This window comes from Bacillus sonorensis NBRC 101234 = KCTC 13918, assembly GCF_001592005.1.
Lineage (GTDB): Bacteria > Bacillota > Bacilli > Bacillales > Bacillaceae > Bacillus > Bacillus sonorensis.
The window spans coordinates 80,496-99,531 of record NZ_BCVZ01000016.1 but is presented as its reverse complement, the minus strand read 5'-3'; the positions used below and the strand labels follow the sequence as shown (position 1 = coordinate 99,531).

At 45.7% G+C, this 19,036-nt stretch carries 18 protein-coding genes; 10 read left to right on the top strand and 8 right to left on the bottom strand.

The genetic code is table 11. The features are described 5' to 3' along the window. Positions 1-62 precede the first annotated feature (62 nt). Positions 63-461, bottom strand: a complete 399-nt coding sequence (locus BTR1S_RS16255) for a hypothetical protein (RefSeq protein ID WP_006636636.1) — start codon at positions 459-461, stop codon at positions 63-65. A gap of 121 nt (positions 462-582) precedes the next feature. Continuing rightward, entirely contained in the window at positions 583-1,956 is a 1,374-nt protein-coding gene (locus tag BTR1S_RS16250; protein WP_006636635.1) for a hemolysin family protein, read from the bottom strand. Positions 1,957-2,270: 314 nt separating this feature from the next. On the opposite strand from BTR1S_RS16250, the gene cueR reads away from it, so the two are divergent. The 4 genes from cueR (at position 2,271) to BTR1S_RS16230 (ending at position 6,066) form a co-directional block, all read left to right on the top strand. Next, positions 2,271-2,696 (top strand): Cu(I)-responsive transcriptional regulator, encoded by a 426-nt coding sequence (gene cueR, locus BTR1S_RS16245; RefSeq protein WP_006636634.1) that lies wholly within the window; start codon positions 2,271-2,273, stop codon positions 2,694-2,696. A gap of 60 nt (positions 2,697-2,756) precedes the next feature. After that, the gene (locus BTR1S_RS16240; RefSeq protein ID WP_029419060.1) at positions 2,757-4,073 is read left to right on the top strand and encodes a hemolysin family protein; all 1,317 of its coding nucleotides are present in this window, start codon (positions 2,757-2,759) and stop codon (positions 4,071-4,073) included. A gap of 137 nt (positions 4,074-4,210) precedes the next feature. Beyond that, a complete protein-coding gene (locus BTR1S_RS16235) occupies positions 4,211-4,801 on the top strand; it encodes a TetR/AcrR family transcriptional regulator (RefSeq protein ID WP_029419061.1) in 591 nt (196 codons plus the stop codon). Continuing rightward, a complete protein-coding gene (locus BTR1S_RS16230; protein ID WP_029419062.1) occupies positions 4,798-6,066 on the top strand; it encodes an acyl-CoA thioester hydrolase/BAAT C-terminal domain-containing protein in 1,269 nt (422 codons plus the stop codon). Before BTR1S_RS16235 ends, BTR1S_RS16230 begins: the two co-directional genes overlap by 4 nt. Positions 6,067-6,114: 48 nt before the next feature. Here the strand turns inward: BTR1S_RS16230 and BTR1S_RS16225 are convergent, their stop codons facing one another. Further along, positions 6,115-6,717, bottom strand: a complete 603-nt coding sequence (locus BTR1S_RS16225; protein ID WP_006636630.1) for a lysophospholipid acyltransferase family protein — start codon at positions 6,715-6,717, stop codon at positions 6,115-6,117. A gap of 496 nt (positions 6,718-7,213) precedes the next feature. On the opposite strand from BTR1S_RS16225, the gene sigM reads away from it, so the two are divergent. From sigM to BTR1S_RS16210, 3 genes are read left to right on the top strand one after another with little or no spacing between them, the layout of a single operon-like run. Then, positions 7,214-7,705, top strand: coding sequence for an RNA polymerase sigma factor SigM (gene sigM / locus BTR1S_RS16220; protein ID WP_006636629.1), 492 nt, complete (start codon positions 7,214-7,216; stop codon positions 7,703-7,705). Continuing rightward, positions 7,698-8,768 (top strand): anti-sigma factor, encoded by a 1,071-nt coding sequence (locus BTR1S_RS16215; RefSeq protein WP_006636628.1) that lies wholly within the window; start codon positions 7,698-7,700, stop codon positions 8,766-8,768. Before sigM ends, BTR1S_RS16215 begins: the two co-directional genes overlap by 8 nt. After that, positions 8,756-9,046, top strand: coding sequence for a hypothetical protein (locus BTR1S_RS16210; protein ID WP_006636627.1), 291 nt, complete (start codon positions 8,756-8,758; stop codon positions 9,044-9,046). The genes BTR1S_RS16215 and BTR1S_RS16210 overlap by 13 nt, the downstream gene beginning before the upstream one ends. A 32-nt stretch (positions 9,047-9,078) precedes the next feature. Here the strand turns inward: BTR1S_RS16210 and BTR1S_RS16205 are convergent, their stop codons facing one another. After that, positions 9,079-9,510 (bottom strand): GNAT family N-acetyltransferase, encoded by a 432-nt coding sequence (locus tag BTR1S_RS16205; protein WP_006636626.1) that lies wholly within the window; start codon positions 9,508-9,510, stop codon positions 9,079-9,081. A gap of 116 nt (positions 9,511-9,626) precedes the next feature. On the opposite strand from BTR1S_RS16205, the gene pdxR reads away from it, so the two are divergent. Together pdxR and BTR1S_RS16195 are read left to right on the top strand one after the other, a co-directional pair. After that, positions 9,627-11,018: a MocR-like pyridoxine biosynthesis transcription factor PdxR gene (gene pdxR / locus BTR1S_RS16200; protein ID WP_006636625.1), complete on the top strand. Its 1,392-nt coding sequence runs from the start codon at positions 9,627-9,629 to the stop codon at positions 11,016-11,018. An 81-nt stretch (positions 11,019-11,099) separates the two neighbouring features. Beyond that, positions 11,100-11,975: an AraC family transcriptional regulator gene (locus BTR1S_RS16195; RefSeq protein ID WP_006636624.1), complete on the top strand. Its 876-nt coding sequence runs from the start codon at positions 11,100-11,102 to the stop codon at positions 11,973-11,975. A gap of 87 nt (positions 11,976-12,062) precedes the next feature. On the opposite strand, the gene BTR1S_RS16190 is transcribed toward BTR1S_RS16195, so the two are convergent. From BTR1S_RS16190 to bcaP, 3 genes are all read right to left on the bottom strand, one after another. After that, complete coding sequence (locus BTR1S_RS16190) at positions 12,063-13,688, bottom strand: pyridoxal phosphate-dependent decarboxylase family protein (RefSeq protein WP_034326224.1); 1,626 nt, start codon at positions 13,686-13,688, stop codon at positions 12,063-12,065. Positions 13,689-13,712: 24 nt separating this feature from the next. Then, positions 13,713-15,071, bottom strand: coding sequence for a sodium-dependent transporter (locus BTR1S_RS16185; RefSeq protein WP_006636622.1), 1,359 nt, complete (start codon positions 15,069-15,071; stop codon positions 13,713-13,715). 136 nt (positions 15,072-15,207) lie between these two features. Next, positions 15,208-16,620 carry a branched-chain amino acid transporter BcaP gene (gene bcaP / locus BTR1S_RS16180; protein WP_029419064.1) on the bottom strand — a complete coding sequence of 471 codons (1,413 nt, stop codon included), beginning with the start codon at positions 16,618-16,620 and terminating at the stop codon, positions 15,208-15,210. A gap of 468 nt (positions 16,621-17,088) precedes the next feature. On the opposite strand from bcaP, the gene BTR1S_RS16175 reads away from it, so the two are divergent. Beyond that, positions 17,089-17,547, top strand: coding sequence for a MarR family winged helix-turn-helix transcriptional regulator (locus BTR1S_RS16175; protein WP_051397532.1), 459 nt, complete (start codon positions 17,089-17,091; stop codon positions 17,545-17,547). Between the two features lie 375 nt (positions 17,548-17,922). Here BTR1S_RS16175 and BTR1S_RS16165 read toward each other — a convergent pair whose 3' ends face one another. Next, positions 17,923-19,023, bottom strand: coding sequence for a citrate synthase/methylcitrate synthase (locus tag BTR1S_RS16165; protein ID WP_006636618.1), 1,101 nt, complete (start codon positions 19,021-19,023; stop codon positions 17,923-17,925). Positions 19,024-19,036: the final 13 nt, after the last annotated feature.

The window sequence follows — 19,036 nt, the reverse complement described above, 5'->3', positions numbered from 1 at the left end:
GGGGGTTTGTCGACACGCTGAAGACTTGTTTTCTTTTGGAAAACAAGTCCTCAACCGCCTCATTAAATATTGGTTATCGCTGCCAAACTGACGAGAAGCTTGTCCAATAACGCCTTTTTTAATAAAAACAATGTTTTTTCACTGTATCCGATCTCCATTGCACACTTTCCCATGCTCCAATTGTGAATATAGCGGTATTCAACAAGCGCCCGCTCCGTCTCGTCCAATTCGGCCAATGCCGTTTCCATGGAGTCCAGCAAAAATTGATAGAGCTTTTTTTCAGCACCTATTTGATAATATGCTTCCGTCTCCTTTACATGGCCTCCCTTCTCATCCTTTTCCATCCTCCTTTCCAAATTTAAAACGGCGGCTTTGTAATTTTTCCAGTTTCGCAGGTGAAATTCAATTCTCTTGATGTATGTTTTCTTTTCATCTTCAGAAATGGTTTCATACCACAGCAAGAGCATCCCCCTCCAAACTGAACGTTTGTTCTTATTATATACGAACAAACGTTCTTGTTCAAATGACATTGTTTCTATTCCGTCCGGGTCTTTTTTCTTAAAACACAAAAAAACCTTGAGCTTATTTTTCGCTCAAGGTGACTTCATTGATCATGACCGGATCTGCGGGCGCCAGTTCGACATGTTCTGTCGTTTGTTCTTGTTTGATCTCTACGTGCTTAATCAGCCGGCCCTCCATCTCAAGGACCGTAATCGTATAAGAGCCGACATGAACCGCCTGGCCTTCTCTGATATCAATGTTTTCTTTCAACACGAGTCCGCCGACAGTGTCGACCTCATCTTCTTCTATGACATCCTCGAACAGCTCATTGACCTGATCGATTCTCACTTTTCCGTCCATGACATATTCATGGTCGGAAACCTTCTGAATGAGCGGTAGTTCGTCTTCGTCAAATTCATCCCTGATGTCTCCGACGATTTGCTCGAGAATATCCTCTGTCGTGACAAGCCCTGACGTCCCTCCGTATTCATCCGTCAAAATCGCCATGTGGATCCGGTCCCGCTGCATTTTGATGAGAAGCTTTTGGACGGGCACGGTTTCGATGACTTCAATGACGGGCCGGACATACGCTTTAAGCGAAAGACGTTTTTTTTCCGCCTCTGACATGAACAGCATATCTGTAAACAGCTGCTTCGTGTTGATCATGCCGATGACGTGGTCCTTATCGCCTTGATAGACGGGCCAGCGCGTGTATTTTTCTTTCAGCATAACCGCCAAGGCCTCATCGATCGGCATATCCGCCGAGAGGGAGGCAATTTCGGTGCGGGGCACCATGATTTCCTTGGCAATCCGGTTGTCAAATTCAAAAATTTTATTGACGTATTTATATTCAGACGGATTAATTTCTCCGCTTTTATAGCTTTCTGATAACAAAATGCGCAATTCTTCTTCTGAATGCGATTCATCCTTTTCCGAAGCAGGCCTCAAACCGAATAATCCGGTGAGCACTCTGGCTGAAGCGTTTAATATCCAGATGAACGGAAACATGGCCATATGGAAAAAATACAGCGGTCCCGACAGCCAAAGCGTCATCTGCTCCGCTTTTTGGATCGCGATGGTTTTAGGGGCCAGTTCTCCAACCACAACGTTCAGGAATGTAATCACACAAAAAGCAATGACAACTGACAGCGCCTGTGAAATAGAAACTGGGACATCAAGGCTTTCAAAGAGCGGATGCAGCACCTTTCTGAGCGTCGGCTCCCCCATCCAGCCCAAACCTAAAGCTGTGATTGTAATTCCAAGCTGGCAAGCTGACAGATATTCATCTAAATCCGATATCACTTGCTTTGCGCGAACTGCCTTTTTGTTTCCTTCCGTTATAAGCTGATCAATACGCGAGCTTCTTACTCTAACAATTGCAAACTCTGATGCAACGAAAAAAGCAGTTAAAGCAATCAGAACGCCGATGATCATCAGACTAACGATATCGTCCATTTAACCTTATCCTTCTCGGAGGATAAGGAGTCACCTCCTGCTGAATTCAAATTCCCGTAATAAGGCTGATGTTTGTTCTGTATGAATGACTATGCAGAGGGCCCCATCATACCACCTCCAAGTCAATATATACTATTATCTTACTTTATTAAAAAACAGTCAGTCAAATGTCTAAACTTTAAATCCGACAATATTTTCGCGAATATTTAGAAAAAATAAAGGCTGCTTCATGAATTCCACGCCCTTTTTTTATCAATTAACTTGTATAAACTGCTTCTAATATATTAAAATGTTTTATAACTATAACGTGATGGTTGAGGAGGGATGCAGATGGGGCAGAGAAATATCGCATCGGCGAATTAGCAGCTGCGGCAGGCGTGACAAAGCGCACTGTGGATTATTACACAAATCTTGGGCTTTTAACGCCTGACAGATCATGTTCGAACTACCGTTATTATGATGAAGCCGCTCTCAAACGGCTGAAATTTATTACGGACTGCAAGCGGCAAAGATTGGCTCTGTCCGACATCAAACTGCGGCTGGAAAACCAGTTTCCCTCTTCACCTGCAAATGATGATGAAATTGGAAGTCTTACGTCGGAAATTGATCATGTAAACGATACAATCTCCGTGATCATCAACCGGATGAAGCGGCTGAATCCCGATGAGCGGGCCGCGTTGAAAAGCCGGCTTTCACCCGAAAAGCTTGAAGTCATCCAATCTTTTATGCTGCTGCTTTAGTTAATCTTTTACTAAACAGGAGGTGTTACCTTCATTCTCACGTTAGAGTGGAGGTCCTAATTGGATATAGTTAATTTGATTTTTGTTGCTGTTTTAATTGCGTTGACAGCATTTTTCGTAGCATCCGAGTTTGCGATTATCAGAATCAGAACGTCGAGGGTCGACCAGCTGATAGCCGAAGGGAACAAAACAGCGATTTCGGTCAAAAAAGTCGTCACACATTTGGATGAATATTTATCGGCCTGCCAGCTCGGTATCACTCTGACGGCTCTCGGACTCGGATGGCTCGGGGAACCGACTGTCGCCCGGCTGCTTGAACCGCTCTTTATGAAGTGGAACATTCCAAGCTCGGCTTCGCACATTGTTGCGGTTGTGATCGCATTCAGCTTCATTACGTTTCTCCACGTTGTCGTCGGGGAGCTCGCTCCAAAGACGCTTGCGATTCAAAAGGCGGAAGCCGTCTCCTTTCTTTTCGCAAAGCCTCTCATTTGGTTTTACCGGATCATGTTTCCATTCATTTGGGCGCTGAACGGATCGGCGAGACTTTTGACTAAAGCGTTTGGACTCGAAGCGGTCTCTGAGAACGAAATGGCCCACTCTGAAGAAGAGCTGCGGATCATCCTGTCGGAAAGCTATAAAAGCGGCGAAATTAATCAATCTGAATTCAAATATGTGAACAAAATTTTTGAATTTGATGACCGTCTTGCCAAAGAGATCATGATTCCGCGAACAGAAGTCGTCAGCTTTCCGCATGACATGAAGATCAAAGATATGATCGATGTGACAAAAGCCGAAGGCTACACGCGCTATCCTGTGGAAGACGGCGACAAGGACAACATTATCGGCGTCGTCAATGTCAAAGAAATTCTGACGGCCTGCATCAGCGGAGAATGCTCAAAAGAAGACACGATTGAACAATTTATCAATCCGATCATTCATGTGATCGAAACTGTGCCGATTCACGATCTTCTTCTCAAAATGCAGAAAGAACGCGTCCACATGGCGATTCTTTCGGATGAATACGGCGGTACGGCTGGACTTGTCACGGTCGAGGACATCATTGAAGAAATCGTCGGGGAAATCCGCGACGAATTCGATATAGACGAAATCAATGAAATTCGTAAAATTGGCGAAGACCACTTCATTCTTGACGGGAAAGTGCTGGTCAACCAGGTCAACGATCTGCTCGGCATTCAGCTGGACAATGAAGAAGTTGACACGATCGGCGGATGGTTCCTCACACAGAAATATGAGGTTCAAAAAGGCGATACCATCACCGATCAAGGGTTTGAATTTACGATTAATGAAATCGACGGCCACCACGTCTCATATGTCGAGGTTAAAAGAGCCGCTGAAGAACTCCTTGAAGAAGCGTGATGACAATCGAATATTTACAGAAAGAGGATGCGGTCACACTGCATCCTCTTTTTTTCGGCTTTCAAAAATGCAATCATTTGATTACATTTTTATTTTCGGTTAAAATGTAATCAAATGGTTACATTAAGGAGAGACAAATGACAAAACAGTTAACAAGAGAACGGTTAATTCAGGCTGCCCTTACACTCTTCAAAGAAAAAGGATATACAGCGGCGTCCACAAGGGATATAGCTGAAAAGGCAGGCGTCAATCATTTGACCCTTTTCAGGCATTTCGGGAGTAAAAGAAATCTATTTCGCGAAAGTGTGATTCAGCATGTAACGTCAGGTGATTTTTTTAGCGGTCTTGCCGGAAAACTCACCTGCCGTCTAGAAGATGATTTGAGATTGATCGCCAAATCGTACCTTGAAGAAAACTTGGAAAAGGACAGTATGTTTTGGCTGTATTTCACTGAAGCGAAACAAGATCCGGAGGTATCTGAATTAATCGCAGAAATCCCCCGCCGATTACACGGCTTTTTAGCTGCTTATTTTTTGAAGCTTTACGATCAGGGCAAAATTTCGAACGGCAACTTTCAAATGCTCAGCAGGATGTTTTTCGGCTTGTTGAACCAATATATTCTGTTTCAATCATTACCTGATGAAGCAAATGATGAAAGCGCTGATGATTTTATTCATGAGTGTGTCGATTTATTCCGGTCAAAGCTTGAAAAGGAGGAGCCGTCTTGATTAACCGCCAGCCTGCAATCCATATCCCTGCGATCTCGCAATGGGATGAAAAAATAAATATAAAATTGAGCGGTTTTGCTCCAGGAGAATCGGTTGAAATCGCTGCTGAGGTTAATGATGAAGCCGATGTCAACTGGAGGTCCAGGGCAGTCTTTCAAGCCGATGATGCTGGAGAAGTCGATCCCGCAATGACAATGCCTTTGGAAGGTACATACCGTGTCAAAGATCAAATGGGGCTTTTTTGGTCAATGAAAGCGGCGGACCCGACCTGCGCATTTCAAAAAAAATCGGCTCGTCCCTCTGTTTTTAACATTGAAGTCAAGCAAAACGGAAACATCCTTTTAAGAAAGAAAATCAAACGACTGATCATCTCGGAAACGATCATTAGAGAAGAAGTGAATGCACACGGAGTCGCCGGGACCTTTTTCCGTCCCCGTTCTGTCGAACACCCTCCTGTTGTGATTGTTTTGGGCGGATCGGACGGGGGCCTTGATGAAACGACAGCAGGGATGCTGTCCAATTCCGGATATGCTGCATTGGCCCTCCCTTATTTTCAGTACGGCGATCTTCCTAAAAAATTGATTGAAATCCCGCTCGAATATTTTCAGAAAGCCCTTGCCTGGCTTCTTGAGCAAGACGGGCTAAACCATGAACGGATCGGAATATTCGGGCGATCTAAAGGCGGTGAGCTCGCCCTATTGATCGGCTCTCATTTTCCCGGCATTCGTTTTGTCATCTCACACGTAGGCGGGGGAATCGTCTTTCAGGGAGTGGGGCTGAAACGCCTGAGACAGACATCTTCGTGGAGTGTCGGAGGCTCTCCGTTGCCCTATGCCCCCCTCCCATTTTTCAGCTTTTCGCTGCTGGGAAAATGGCTCAAACAAAAAATAAAACGGCAGCCGCAATGTTATCTGGACGCTTATCAACATGCGCTCCGCCATGTCACTGAAGAGCATCCTTCAATCATAAAAGCAGAACGTATACAAGGGCCTGTCCTCTTAACATCAAGTACAGATGATATGGTTTGGCCGTCGGCTCACATGAGCGAGATGGTTATTGAACGTTTGAAAAAGCATCGTTTTCCTCATTTTTTCAAGCATGTCTGCTTGAAACAGGCAGGCCATCACATCAGACCGCCGTATTTTCCAACTACAGCAAGGAACAGCACAAACATCGTATATGGCGGCGGAACTGAGGCGGATGCATTGGCATCAGAGGCATTTTGGCGGGAACTGCTTCAGTTTTTGAAAGATGTTGTGGAATAGTGAAAACAAACAAAAAAACAGCCTCTTACAAGCTGTTTTTTTGTTTGTTCATGATAACTGCTTAAGCTCTTTCTCAAGCGACTTAATGCTGTTATTTAACGCCTCTGTCATTTTCGCCAGTTTTTCTTTTGATGAATATTGAGCGAAATCTTCCTGGTTGAGAGGTTCACCGATGATCAGCTTCATTTTGCCTTTTTTGAAAAGCTCTTTTCCGTTGGAAGGACCGCTGTATGCGGCCGGGACGAGCGGCGCTTTTCCCATCTGGGCGATCGTGACTGCTCCCCTTTTTAAAGGGACGTCTTCCGATGTTCTCGTCCCGCTTGGGAAAATGCCGACAATCTTTTCTTCCTTCAGCAGCTTGGTCGGGGTTTTGATACTGCTTGGCCCCGGATTTTCCCGGTCGACCGGAAAAGCATTGATGCTGGAAAGGAAAGAACCGCTTAATTTATTTTCAAAAAGTTCTTTTTTCGCCATGTAGTGAATTTCATGAGGCAAAATGCCGACACCTAATGCGACGACATCCACCCATCCGGAATGTGTGCAGGCTAGCACGAAACCCGTATCTTTAGGAAGATTCTCCTTATTGTATACTTTAATTCCGCCGCGTAAAGAAAGAATCGCTTTTGCAGCATAACCGATAAATTTATACATATGGCACTTCCTTTATGTAGTAGTCGATTGAGGCTTTCCTTCGTTTATTATAACAATATTTTTTATTACCTGGTACTAAAAATTAATTTTTCCCGAAAAAAACCGGGGCACTTCCGGCTGTATGAAACCATATGGAGGCGCGCAGCCGGATTACATTGACTCCTTGCTCAGAGCGCGCGGCGTTGATTTTCCTCTTTTTCATGGAGCCTTCCCGCATAAAGCCGCCGATCGCCCATGTGCCGAGTCCGATCCCGGCGATGTTTTGGTAGATGTCCCTCGAGATTTTGGCATGTTCTATTTGTGCCCCCTCCTTTTCAGACCATTTGCTTCTTTAAGAAAAATGCTTCACTCTATCATTCACTATCATTTTTGGTTACTATATAGGATAAGGTGATTTTTTAAGGGTAAGAAATTGGAGGAAAAAATAGCCGTGGACATAATAAGTGCAACCTCAAACCTTTCTTATGCGTTTATAACATAGAGGGGAGAAAAGGCAGTGACTATCGACGAAATTTACCAAATGTATATGAATGATGTTTACAGGTTTCTGCTCTCCATGACGAAAGATAAACATCTGGCAGAGGACTTGCTACAGGAAACCTTTATGCGGGCCTACATACACATCCACTCTTACGACCACAGCAAAGTGAAGCCATGGCTTTTTCAGGTGGCTCGCAATGCTTTTATCGACTATGTCAGAAAACATAAAAAAGAAGTGACGATTTCTGACGATCTGATCGGAAGCCTTTTTCAAACCGCGGTCCAAAGTCCGGCACACCAGGTCGAAATTAAGGAAGTGTTGACGTTATATATGAACCAGCTGCCCGACAACTACAGGGAAGCGCTGACGCTGTATTATTTAAAAGAGCTGAACTACAAGGAAGCGTCAAGCTTGATGAATATCTCGGAGGCTAATTTTAAGAGTGTTTTATTTCGTGCCAGACAGAGGCTGAAAGCACTTTACAACAGAGGTGTTAACGATGAATGAAGATTTCAAAAAACGTTGGGAACAGTATAAAAACGGCGAGCTTTCCGAAGCGGAAATGATACAGGTTGAAGAAGAACTGGAAAAGCTTGAAGCCTATCAGGAAATGCTTGATCAGGAAATGAAAGATGAAAACTGGGATCTTGCGCTCAGCCCTGAAAAACAAAAAGCGATTTTAAGATACGGGAAAAACAAATCATATTTGCGAATCTCGACCCTTGCCGTTCTTTCAACGCTGATTATCCTGCCGCTTTGTACGCTCGGCAGCTATTTGTACTACGGGTTGGGAGGACATGACAGTAAAGGGAATGAGCTTGTGCAGACCGCTTCCATGACCATTGCCGTCACCCAGCCGAACATTCAGGTGGATACAGATGCTCTCAGCAATAAAGTAAAATTGTTCGGGATCAATACCCAGTTCCCATTAAAAAAACAAATAGGAAATGTCACGAAAATCGTCGGAAATGAAGAAGTGAATATGTTTTTTGACCAGCTGAAGCCTCCGGAAGTCCGGCAATACAATCAGGAGCTTGCAAATGAAGAACGGTATTTTATCTATCCAGCCGGCATAAAAGAAAAATCCGTATCCAAAGCGAAGTCGATATTAAAACAATTGCCCTCCGGGACTGTCACTGAAGCTTTCCTTTCATTCGAAAGATCCTATCCGACCAATGAACTGTATGACAAATTAAAAGGATATGACATTCGCGTGCTTTGGAATGCGATCGAAACGGAAGACAACCTGAGAGACCATCCGTACGCGGAGCCGATCGGGTTTCCCGGCAAGGATTCAAGCCGGATCTTTAAATTTCAGCATCCGGATCTAAACGAAGATGAACAATTTAAAGCAGCGCTTACGTATATCTCCAAACATCGCAAATGGGCCGAAACCCTGTCAGGAAGAAAAGATTTAAAGATTACAAAACGTCTTGACTATGTGGATAAAAACGGCATCAACGTATATGGAGCTGTCGTGACCGGCCCGTCAAAAGAAATCGAGCGGCTGATCGAAAAAGGGCCTGTGAAAGCAGCTAAAGTAGGTGAGGTGGAATTATGGAACTGGTAAGAATCTTCAAGGAACATAATGTATTTGGATGGGTATCGATCGGGACGGCGATTCTTTCCCTTTTCATATTGAACTTGGCCATCATAAGCGATACGATCGCATATTCCTATAAGATGCTTCCTTTTGCAATGGCAGCCATACCGCTTGGAATCATTGAGCTGATCATCAAAAAAGGCCGGACAGGTTTAGGGCTGCTCGGCGTTATCCTCAATATTTTCATACTCATATGCGTATGGACCATCGTCTCGATTGATACAAATCTGCAGCTAGGTTTTTAACGGCAGATCCCCGATTTTTATCGGGGATTTTTTTATGCCAGCGGCTTGCGGTATAGATAGCTTGCTTTCTTATAATTCATTTTTTCTTCATAAAACCGATGCGCATCGCGCCTCCCCGTTCCGGAGGAAAGAGCGACAGATCCGCAGCCGTGTTCTCTTGACCATTCTTCAACAGCCGTTAACAGCCGTTTTCCATAGCCTTTTGAACGGTGCTTTTCGCACGTGACCAGATCCGCCACCCATACATGAATGCCCTGACTCAAAGACACTCTTGGCAGAAAGCCTGCCAAAGCCACGGGGACGTCATCGTTGTACAATGCGAAAAGCTTGTAGTGTTCAGATTTTCGCGCTTTGTCGGTAAGCGTTAAAAACGCGGCTTCATCCAGATGAGGCCGAAGCTGTTTCATAATCGGATAAACCTCAAGAAGCTCTTTTTCAGATTGTATTTCCTTATGATAAAGCATTGTCAAAACTCCTTTCTGATCGTTCTGCATCTACTTTATCCCTAAATGTGGCATGATTAAAATAGTCAGTTTTGATAAAATTATGAATGCCAGTTAACGAGAGAAAGGGTGAAAATATGGAGATAACGCCGTATTTGCAGCCTGAAAAGCGGAAACCGCTTTATCAGCAGCTCTATTTGTTTATTAAAAATGAAATTCATATGGGGCGGATCAGCGCAGGTACAAAGCTGCCTTCCAAACGCGCGCTTTCCAAACATTTAAATGTCAGCCAAACAACGGTTGAACATGCATACGAACAGCTTACAGCAGAAGGCTATCTGATCAGCAGGCCGAGAAAGGGCTGGTATGCCGCTGAAGCAGAAGGAAGCTTGAATGAAACGCTTTCCCCTCCCCTTCCCGGACCGACAGCAGCGGATGAAACGCCTCCTTCGCGGCATATCATTGATTTTCATCACGGTCATGTCGATCTTCGGGGGTTCCCTTTTTCGCTATGGAAAAAAACGATGGCCAAAGCAGCTGAGCAAATTGAGCTTTTTCAAAGCGGACCGCCGGCCGGGGACCTTTCATTGAGAATGATGATTGCTGCCTATCTCAGGGAATCGCGGGGCGTGATGTGCACGCCTGAACAGGTCATTATAGGCGCCGGCACACCGATTTTGCTGGAGCTTTTATGCAGGATGTTTGAGAAAGGGACAGCGATCGGATTTGAAAATCCCGGATTTCACCGTTCCAAAACAGTCTTTAAAACCGGCGGCTTCCAAGTCATCCCGATTTCCGTTGATAACAGCGGGATAGCCGTGGATGAGCTTCGCCAGCACGAGCTGAAGCTGGCATATGTCACTCCTTCACATCAGTTTCCGCTTGGAATGGTCATGCCGATCGGCAGAAGACTGCAGCTGCTCGACTGGGCGGCTTCCGAAGATGCTTATATCATTGAAGACGATTATGACGGAGAATTCCGCTATGCAGGACAGCCGATTCCGTCTCTCCAGGGACTTGATCAAAACAGCCGCGTCATTTACATGGGCACCTTTTCCAAATCGCTGATTCCGTCCCTGAGAGTCGGCTATATGGTTCTCCCTGTTCCACTTGTCAAAGAGGGACAAAAGCTCGCTTCATTATACAAACAAACCGTCTCCCGCCACGTGCAGTGGGCCATCGCTCATGTTATGCAAAACGGCGACTGGCAGAGGCATATAAATCGAATGCGGACGCTTTATCGAAAAAAACGAAAAGCGCTGCTTGAGACTGTCCGTCAAGAATTAGGAGGCACCGTTGCCGTCAAAGGAGAAAATGCAGGCCTCCATGTCATTCTTGAACCGAGCGGTGCAGCAAGCGAAGAATGGCTTATATCAAAGGCCCTTGATGAAGGAGTAAAGGTTTACCCTGTATCTGCTTCATATGATCATCCGCCCAAAACCGCGGCAGTACTTCTCGGATTTGGCGGACTCTCTGAAGAAGAGATCAAGACCGGAATCAAAAAGCTCAAAACAGCGTGGAGACTTTAGGGCACCGCCTGCATCATCGTGCACGAAAAGTCGGATGGGTTCATTGGGGTTCTGCTATTCTGCAGTAGAGGAGGTCATTTAATGGATATGCTTAAGCACATGAATGAAGCGATGAAGTATATTGAAAACAACTTGGCAAACGACATTGACTATAAAGAAGCAGCAAAACGGGCTTTCTGTTCAGAATATCATTTTAAGAGGATGTTTTCCTTCCTCGCGGGCATTTCACTGTCTGAATATATCCGCCGCAGGCGGCTGACCCTCGCAGCCTTTGAACTAAAAGGCAGCCAGGCAAAGGTGATCGATATTGCCGTGAAATACGGCTATCACTCTCCTGACGCTTTTACCAGGGCGTTTCAAAAGTTGCACGGGATGACACCGACGGAAGCGAGAAGCGGCGCTCAGACGCTTAAGGCATACCCTGAAATGACCTTCCAGCTGACGATTAAAGGAGGAAATGAAATGAACTATCGGATCGAAAATAAAGCTCCATTTCGCATAGTTGGCATAAAAAAAAGAGTCCCTATCGTCTTCCACGGGATCAATCCGGAAATCGCCGCTATGTGGAAAACGCTGAACAATGAGATGATCACCCAGCTTAAAACGCTATCTAACATGGAACCCCAAGGCCTGCTTCAAGCGTCTGTGAACTTTTCGGAAAGTCGAATGGAAGAGAAAGGAGAGCTTGATCATTATATCGGTGTGGCAACGACTCAACAATGTCCGGATCATTTCGTACAGCTTGAAGTCCCTGCCTCGACTTGGGCCGTATTCGAAGCAGCCGGTCCATTCCCTGAGACACTGCAGGATGTATGGGGCCGTATTTACTCCGAATGGTTCCCTTCTTCAAACTATGAACAAACGGAAGGTCCGGAAATCCTTTGGAATGAAAGCAAAGATTTAGACTCCCCATCTTTCAAAAGTCAAATATGGGTGCCGGTTTTACAAAAACGCTAACCCTTTGGCAGATGCAAGAAGAGCTATGGAATGAGGGGGAACTCCCCTTCTCCATAGCTCTTTTCCCTTCATAAAAATCCCCGTTTTTTATGTTGTGATGATATGACACGGCTCTATGCGGGCTTTTAAAAAGTCAATATACTCATCTACTGCTTCGACCGTCGTATAGGGAGACACGCTGTAAAATTTTTGAACATAGAGCGGAATCGGAGACCGGGTGTCGGCCGGATAAACGTACCGCTGTTTTTTCGTGCTGCCAAAATAAGTTTGGCTGCGAAATCTCCCCAATGTTTCCGCAATTTTTTCATTATATTGATTGATTTCAAGAACCTCTTTTTCCGTGATGCTTCCGTTTATTTCATCATGATAGCGGACTTCCCGGGGGTAAAATCTGAATGTCGTAACCGGCGAAATCTCATTTGTGACAGCTGCATTCGGAAATGCGTCTGTCAGCTTTCTGCGAAACGCCGTGTTCACCCTGATGTAATTTGCTAACAGCTCTTGATAACCCTTGATGCCAAAGGCAAGCAGAGACGCGTAAATCGGTATGCTGCTGCCCATTCGTGAGCATTCAAGCGTATAGCTTGTATGGTAGCTGCCAAAGCCTCTGTTTCCGACGTATGGCGTCTCATCCGGATCAAGATCAACCGCCTGTAAAGCCGTGCGGTCCCTCACCAAAAAAAGGCTGGTCGCATACGGAGTTTGGCCGAGTTTATGAAAATCAAAAACAAGGCTGTCCGCAAGGCCGAGATGCTGAAAATGGGATTTGTAGCCGGCCAGCACCGCAAGCACTTCATCTTCAAAGCGGAGCGGATTATCTTCAACATCATATACGTTAAAAAAGCTGTACATTCCGCCCATCGCTGTATCGGCATGTATGTAAATATGCGGCAGTCCGTATTCGGACTCCAATTCTTCCGTCAGATTCCTTATGCCTTCCAGATCGTCAATTCCGAATGTATCCGTTGTTCCGAGTGTGGCCAGCACATAAACCGGAAGACCGCCGTCTTCAATGACTGCCTTCATTTTTTCCCGTAAATCGGCAAGGTCCATCGAATGGTCATCGTTTGTTTTGATCCGGATTAAATGATCTGTCCCGATTCCGGAAGCCTGCATCGATTTAAAGAGGCTGAAATGTGACAGCTCTGAACAAAACGCGTACAAATGATGCGGGGTCCCCTTTTGATTTGCATCAGGACAGGCATTTGCGATCGCCAGCCTAAGCGATTGAAAAACGGCACCCTGCCCTCCCCAGGTGGTAAATCCCGTGCTTTTTTGCCTGTCATAGCCGACGATGTCCGACAGCATGGCCGAAATCTGAACTTCCGTTTTCGCTGCTGCCGTTCCGTCGACATCCCACAAATTGTTTCCGTTCAAAAGCGTCATGAACAGGCTTCCTGCAAGGCTGGCGTTATTTGGAAGCGGCGTCGCATTCGCCACATATTGACGGTTTAAGAAACGATGGCCGTCAAGCAGCTTTACCAGCTCTTCGACGCTTTTTTTTACGCCGAATCCTTTTTCAGGCAGCTCCGCCTGATCGATGATACGCTGATAATAGTCGGCCGTCACATGTTCCTCTTTTCCAAGTATCAGCCGATGCGGATTTTTGCGCTTATCCATCCCGGCCAGCACGGTTTCAAACAGATCAAGCAGTTCATACCGGGCTTCTCTGCTGCCGTCTTCGCTTGGAAACATGCTTTGAATATGCTTCATCATATCCCCTCATCTCTATGTCAATTAAAATGTAAACACTCCAATTAAATTTAAAAAGACAAGCACAATGGCAAGCGGAACAAGAAAGCGGAGAAGATAAAACCATACAAGAAAAAATCCTTTTCCCGCTCTCGAACCGCTCTTCATTTCATCGTATAAATCTTTTTTCGACAATTTTAAAGGAATGAAAAGCGACATTAAGAGCGCTCCCAAAGGCAGAAGGATATTGCTGACAACGTAATCCGCCGCATCGAAAAACGTTTTGCCGAAGATCGCCGGCTTGTCGAGCACGCCGTAAGAGAGGCAGGCCGGAATGCCGACAATGAAAATCAGCAGGCCGATAGCCCATGTCCATTTGCGCCTTCCTGTGTCATCGCCTTTCGTGATGGCTGCGACGATGATTTCAATCATCGAAAATGCAGACGTCAGCGCCGCAAACAAAAACGCGATCAAAAAGCCGATAAAAAACAGCATGCCAAACGGCAATTGATCAAAAACAGCCGGCAGCACCGCAAATAATAATGTCGGACCTTCATCAGCTTTAAGCCCGAACGAAAAAACGGCCGGGAAAATCGCCAGACCGGCAAGAAGCGTCACGGCAAGGTTCATGATCACAATCGACAATGCCGATTTCGGCAAATTTTGCGTTTTGGATAAATATGAACTGTAAGTCACCATCACCGACACACCCAAGGTCAGCGTAAAAAATGCTTGTCCCAGCGCAAAAAGAACCGCTTGAGGCGTCAGGCTCGCAAAATCGGGAACGAGTAAAAAGCGAACGCCGTTCATCGCACCATCAAGAGTCAGCGCCCGCAAGACAAGCGTAATAAATAAAACGAATAAGAGCGGCATCATGATCGAACTGACCCGTTCGATTCCTTTTTGCACCCCTTTGGCCACAACAATGATCGTCATGACGATAAACGCGAGCTGCGCCGCCAATGTCTGAATGGGGTCTTTTATAATCGAACCAAACAGCGCCCCGTACTCAGGCTGTGTAAGCCCTGATAAAGAACCGCTCACGGCTTTAATGATATAAAGCAAAATCCAGCCGCCGATGACGCTGTAAAAGGTCAGCACGAGAAAGCATGCTGTGATCCCGACCCAACCCGTTATGATCCAAGGCGTCCCCGGCGCTATTTTTTTGTATGTACCGAGGGCATCAGAACGGCTCTTCCGTCCTAATATAAATTCCCCTAATAGAAGGGGGTATCCCAATAGGACCGTAAATAGAACAAACACGAGAAAAAACGCGCCTCCCCCGTTCGTTCCGGCGACATAAGGGAATTTCCAAATAGCGCCAAGGCCGATGGCAGATCCTCCAGCCGCGAGCACAAATCCTATTTTGGAGGCCCATTTTACTGAAACTATGCGGTCGCTCATTCATTCACTTCCTTTCTGTTTCGATTCTATTATCTCTTATTTTGCGGCTTTTTTTAAAGCTTTCTGCCGTATTTTCATTTTTCCGAATAGACAAAAAGAAGCAGCCCGCTGTCAGCTGCTTCTTTTCATATCTTTTTTAAGACTCTCTTTCCGTTTGCCCGAGTTTTGAATGCTTTCTCGAATACAGGAAGTAGACGGCAAGGCCGATCACCAGCCAGATCAGAAAGCGCATGATCGTTTCTCCGCCAAGGTTCAGAATGAGAAAACCGCAGAACAGCACGGCTAAAATCGGAACAAGCGGTACCGCCGGACATCTGAATGCCCTCGGCAGATCAGGCTGTGTTTTTCTCATTACGATGACCGCAATGGAAATCAGGATGAACGCCGACAGCGTTCCGATATTGACTAGTTTTGCAAGCTCATCCAAAGGAACGAATCCTCCCATTAAAGCGGAAAGAATACCGAAAAACCATGTATTGATATACGGCGTCTTATGCTTCGGATGGACTTTGGACAGCGCTTGGGGAACCAAACCGTCGCGGGACATCGCAAACATGACGCGGGTTTGTCCATAAAGCATGACCAGCATGACGGTTGTCATTCCGAGGATGGCCCCTACGTCAATAATACCGGCTGCCCAGTTCTGGCCTGTGACTTGCAGGACAAGCGAAACCGGATGGTCGATGCCTTTAAACTGCATAAATGGAACGACGCCTGTCATGATTGCCGATACGACGACATATAAAACCGTACAAACGAGCAATGAATACACGATGCCTCGCGGCAGATTCCGCGACGGATTTTTCGTTTCTTCAGCGGCGGAAGCCACGGCATCAAATCCGATGAAGGAAAAGAAAACCAGCGCCGCAGCGTTGAATACGCCCGTAAAGCCGAACGGCATAAACGGCTGCCAGTTGGCCGGTTTTACATACATGACAGCAGCCGCGATAAATACGAATACGACGAGGATTTTTATGACGACCATAATATTGTTTACCTGCTTTGATTCGCGGATTCCAAGATACAGCAAAAAAGTAATTAAGATAACAATTAAAAATGCAGGCAGGTTAAAATACGTGACAGTGCCTTTTATTGCGCCCGGAGCGGCTGTCAATTCGACGGGAAGCTGAATGCCGAGCCCGTTCAAAAACGATTGAAAATAACCGGACCATCCGGCAGATACCGTACTAACGGCCAATGAATACTCCAGGATTAAATCCCAGCCGATGATAAACGCCATCAATTCGCCAAGCGTCGCATACGTGTACGTATAAACTGAGCCTGAAACCGGCACGGTTGAAGCGAATTCGGCATACGCCAAAGCGGCAAATAAACACGCGAACGCCGCGATAACGAATGAAAGCACAAGCCCCGGTCCCGCCGTCAAAGCGCCTGTACCCGTCAATACGAAAATGCCCGTACCGATAATCGCCCCGATTCCAAGCATCGTTAAGTCAAAGGAGCCGAGATCCCTCCTTAGAGATTTTTCCCCTTTTGTCGCAGCAATTAAGCTGTCAATCCCCTTTTTTCTGAATAGTCCGCCTTTCATTATGACTTCACTCCCATGGAATAATGAATTTACCTGAGTTTGCGGTTTTAGTTCATCACTTGCTAAAGCACCACCCCCTAAAAATCAATTTATTTTGAATTTTCAGTTAATATTATTCGAAAATACTACGCACTACCTGTTCTTATTATATAGGAAAAACGAAAAAAGAAAACGAAATTTTTAAAATATTTTTTATACTCTATCACATGGTTGGTATTATAGGATAAAATATGTAAAATAATCTACCAATCTAAATTTTTGAAATAGTGTTTCACAGGTTCAAATCCTATATATGGATACATTTGCTAATCTTCACAAAACATTCACCCATCTCGCGGCGAAGACTGCATATAAAACGGGCTGTCCGTGACAGCGTCCAACGTTCTCGTTTATCATTTATTTAAATTATTTAAATATTAATAAACAATAATTTTAACAAGAGGAATAAAACGAGAAGGTGAATCAACAATGACAATCTCCCATATATCGAAGGAATGGAGCGACTATACCGAACGATTTCATAAGGCGTTGTCGGCGACGAACAAAAAGCTGTTTACCTGGTTTACAGCGAAGCTGGAAGACGGTTTGACGGGGCAGCAATGTTTCATTCTAAAACAAATCGACGATGAGGAGAGAATGACGTCCTCTCTTCTGGCTGAACGAATGGAAGTAAAGCCAAGCGCCATCACGGTCATCATTGACCGGCTTGTGCAAAACGGGTTCGTTGAACGATTGAACGATCCGCGCGACAGGCGCGTCACGATTCTGAAGCTTACCGAGAAAGGAGCAGCGGCGCTTGAGAAAGCAAGCAGACAGTTCCGCGACGCGCTCACGAGGCTGCTCCTCGTCCTTGACGAAGCGGAAATCAAGCCGTTTATCCAATCGTTCGAGCGAATCGCCGAGGAAGCTTCTAAACTGGACTCTTGATCAGTACGTTGAAAACAGCAGCAGTTTGCAAGCCGAAATGTTCACGGAAGGAACTTCCCATTGTCTTTCATACGCTCCTGATCCGGCTCTAAAACCGACGATGACTCCTATTGTCTCATTCTTTATATTTGCATGTCCGGCATCCGTCAGTTTCAGAATCGCTTGACGGTGATCGCTGCTGGGCGTGATTCGCATGCTGCAGAAGGCAAAAAGACTGGTGTATAGGTTCATATGAACAGTATGAGGGAACAGCCGTGGATTCAAGCGTAGCTGAAGAGGCTTGTCGCGTCATGAGGCTTCTTGGTGTAAAACAAAAGGGCAAAAAAACGAAACCGGCTGACGCCGCTTGAATATCGGCGTCAGCTTGTTTCGTTTTCATTGTGTTAACGGGACGGCCATTTCTCCGATATATTTAGCGGACGGCCGGAAAATCGTGTTATTTTCAGACTGCTCCAACACGTGCGCACACCATCCGACCATTCTCGCTGCCGAAAATGTAGGCGTGAACAATGATGCGTCAAAATCGATCGCTTTCATGACGGCTGCCGCATAAAACTCTACGTTCGTATATAGCTTCCGGCCCGGTTTATATTCTTCCAGCAGGCGGATGGCTGTGTTTTCAACATGAAGGGCCAGTTCGATATCCCGATCGCCTCCGGCAATTTCTTCAGCTTTCACCCGCAAAGCTTTTGCCCTCGGATCATGCGTTTTATAAACGCGATGCCCGAATCCCATCAGCCTCTCGCCTTTTTCAAGTTTTTCTCTTAAATAGCTTTCGGCATTTTCTTTTTCTTTGATGTCTTCCAGCATTTCCGTCACGGCTGACGGCGCTCCGCCATGAAGAGGCCCCTTCATCGTGCCAATCGCAGATGTAACGGCGGAGACGAGATCGGATTCTGTCGACACCGTCACTCTTGCCGAAAAGGTTGAAGCGTTCATGCCATGTTCCATTGCGAGAATCATGTATGTTTCAAGCGCTTTCTTTTGCGCCTCTGTCGGACGCTTTTCTTTCAGCATATAAAAATAGTTTTCTACAAAGCCGAGTTCAGGATGCGGCTGAACAGGCTTCAATCCATCCAGCAAACGTTTTCTGAAAGCAATGATTGTAGGTGCGGCGGCGATCAGCCGAATGGCTTCTTCCATTGTCGGACGGAATGTATACGTTTTTTCCCCTAATGAAGAGATAACCGTACGAAGAACCGCCATATCGTCTAATTGATTTGGAAGGCTGCGAATCAATTGTTCTGCCGATTCAGGCAGTACGCGGAAAGAAGCAAGCATGTCTTTAAATTGTCTGAGATGTTTGTCTTGTGGGAAATTTCCGTGAAGGATCAAATATGCGACTTCTTCAAATGTTGAGGTGAGAGCAAGCTGGTCAGCATTGTACCCTCTGTAGATGAGTTTTCCTTTTTCACCGTCGATATGACTGATTGAGGTTTCAACACAAGCAATCCCTTTTAATCCATGATAAACCATCATCATTCCTCCT

Excerpts from the sequence above, each read along its gene's own strand:
- BTR1S_RS16225 (WP_006636630.1), bottom strand. The coding sequence starts at position 6,717 with ATGTATAAATTTATCGGTTATGCTGCAAAAGCGATTCTTTCTTTACGC.
- BTR1S_RS16190 (WP_034326224.1), bottom strand. The coding sequence starts at position 13,688 with ATGAAGCATATTCAAAGCATGTTTCCAAGCGAAGACGGCAGCAGAGAA.
- BTR1S_RS16175 (WP_051397532.1), top strand. The coding sequence starts at position 17,089 with ATGACAATCTCCCATATATCGAAGGAATGGAGCGACTATACCGAACGA.
- BTR1S_RS16210 (WP_006636627.1), top strand. The coding sequence starts at position 8,756 with ATGGAACTGGTAAGAATCTTCAAGGAACATAATGTATTTGGATGGGTA.
- BTR1S_RS16215 (WP_006636628.1), top strand. The coding sequence starts at position 7,698 with ATGAATGAAGATTTCAAAAAACGTTGGGAACAGTATAAAAACGGCGAG.
- BTR1S_RS16185 (WP_006636622.1), bottom strand. The coding sequence starts at position 15,071 with ATGAGCGACCGCATAGTTTCAGTAAAATGGGCCTCCAAAATAGGATTT.
- BTR1S_RS16235 (WP_029419061.1), top strand. The coding sequence starts at position 4,211 with ATGACAAAACAGTTAACAAGAGAACGGTTAATTCAGGCTGCCCTTACA.
- BTR1S_RS16195 (WP_006636624.1), top strand. The coding sequence starts at position 11,100 with ATGGATATGCTTAAGCACATGAATGAAGCGATGAAGTATATTGAAAAC.
- pdxR (WP_006636625.1), top strand. The coding sequence starts at position 9,627 with ATGGAGATAACGCCGTATTTGCAGCCTGAAAAGCGGAAACCGCTTTAT.
- bcaP (WP_029419064.1), bottom strand. The coding sequence starts at position 16,620 with ATGAAAGGCGGACTATTCAGAAAAAAGGGGATTGACAGCTTAATTGCT.
- BTR1S_RS16165 (WP_006636618.1), bottom strand. The coding sequence starts at position 19,023 with ATGGTTTATCATGGATTAAAAGGGATTGCTTGTGTTGAAACCTCAATC.
- BTR1S_RS16205 (WP_006636626.1), bottom strand. The coding sequence starts at position 9,510 with ATGCTTTATCATAAGGAAATACAATCTGAAAAAGAGCTTCTTGAGGTT.
- BTR1S_RS16250 (WP_006636635.1), bottom strand. The coding sequence starts at position 1,956 with ATGGACGATATCGTTAGTCTGATGATCATCGGCGTTCTGATTGCTTTA.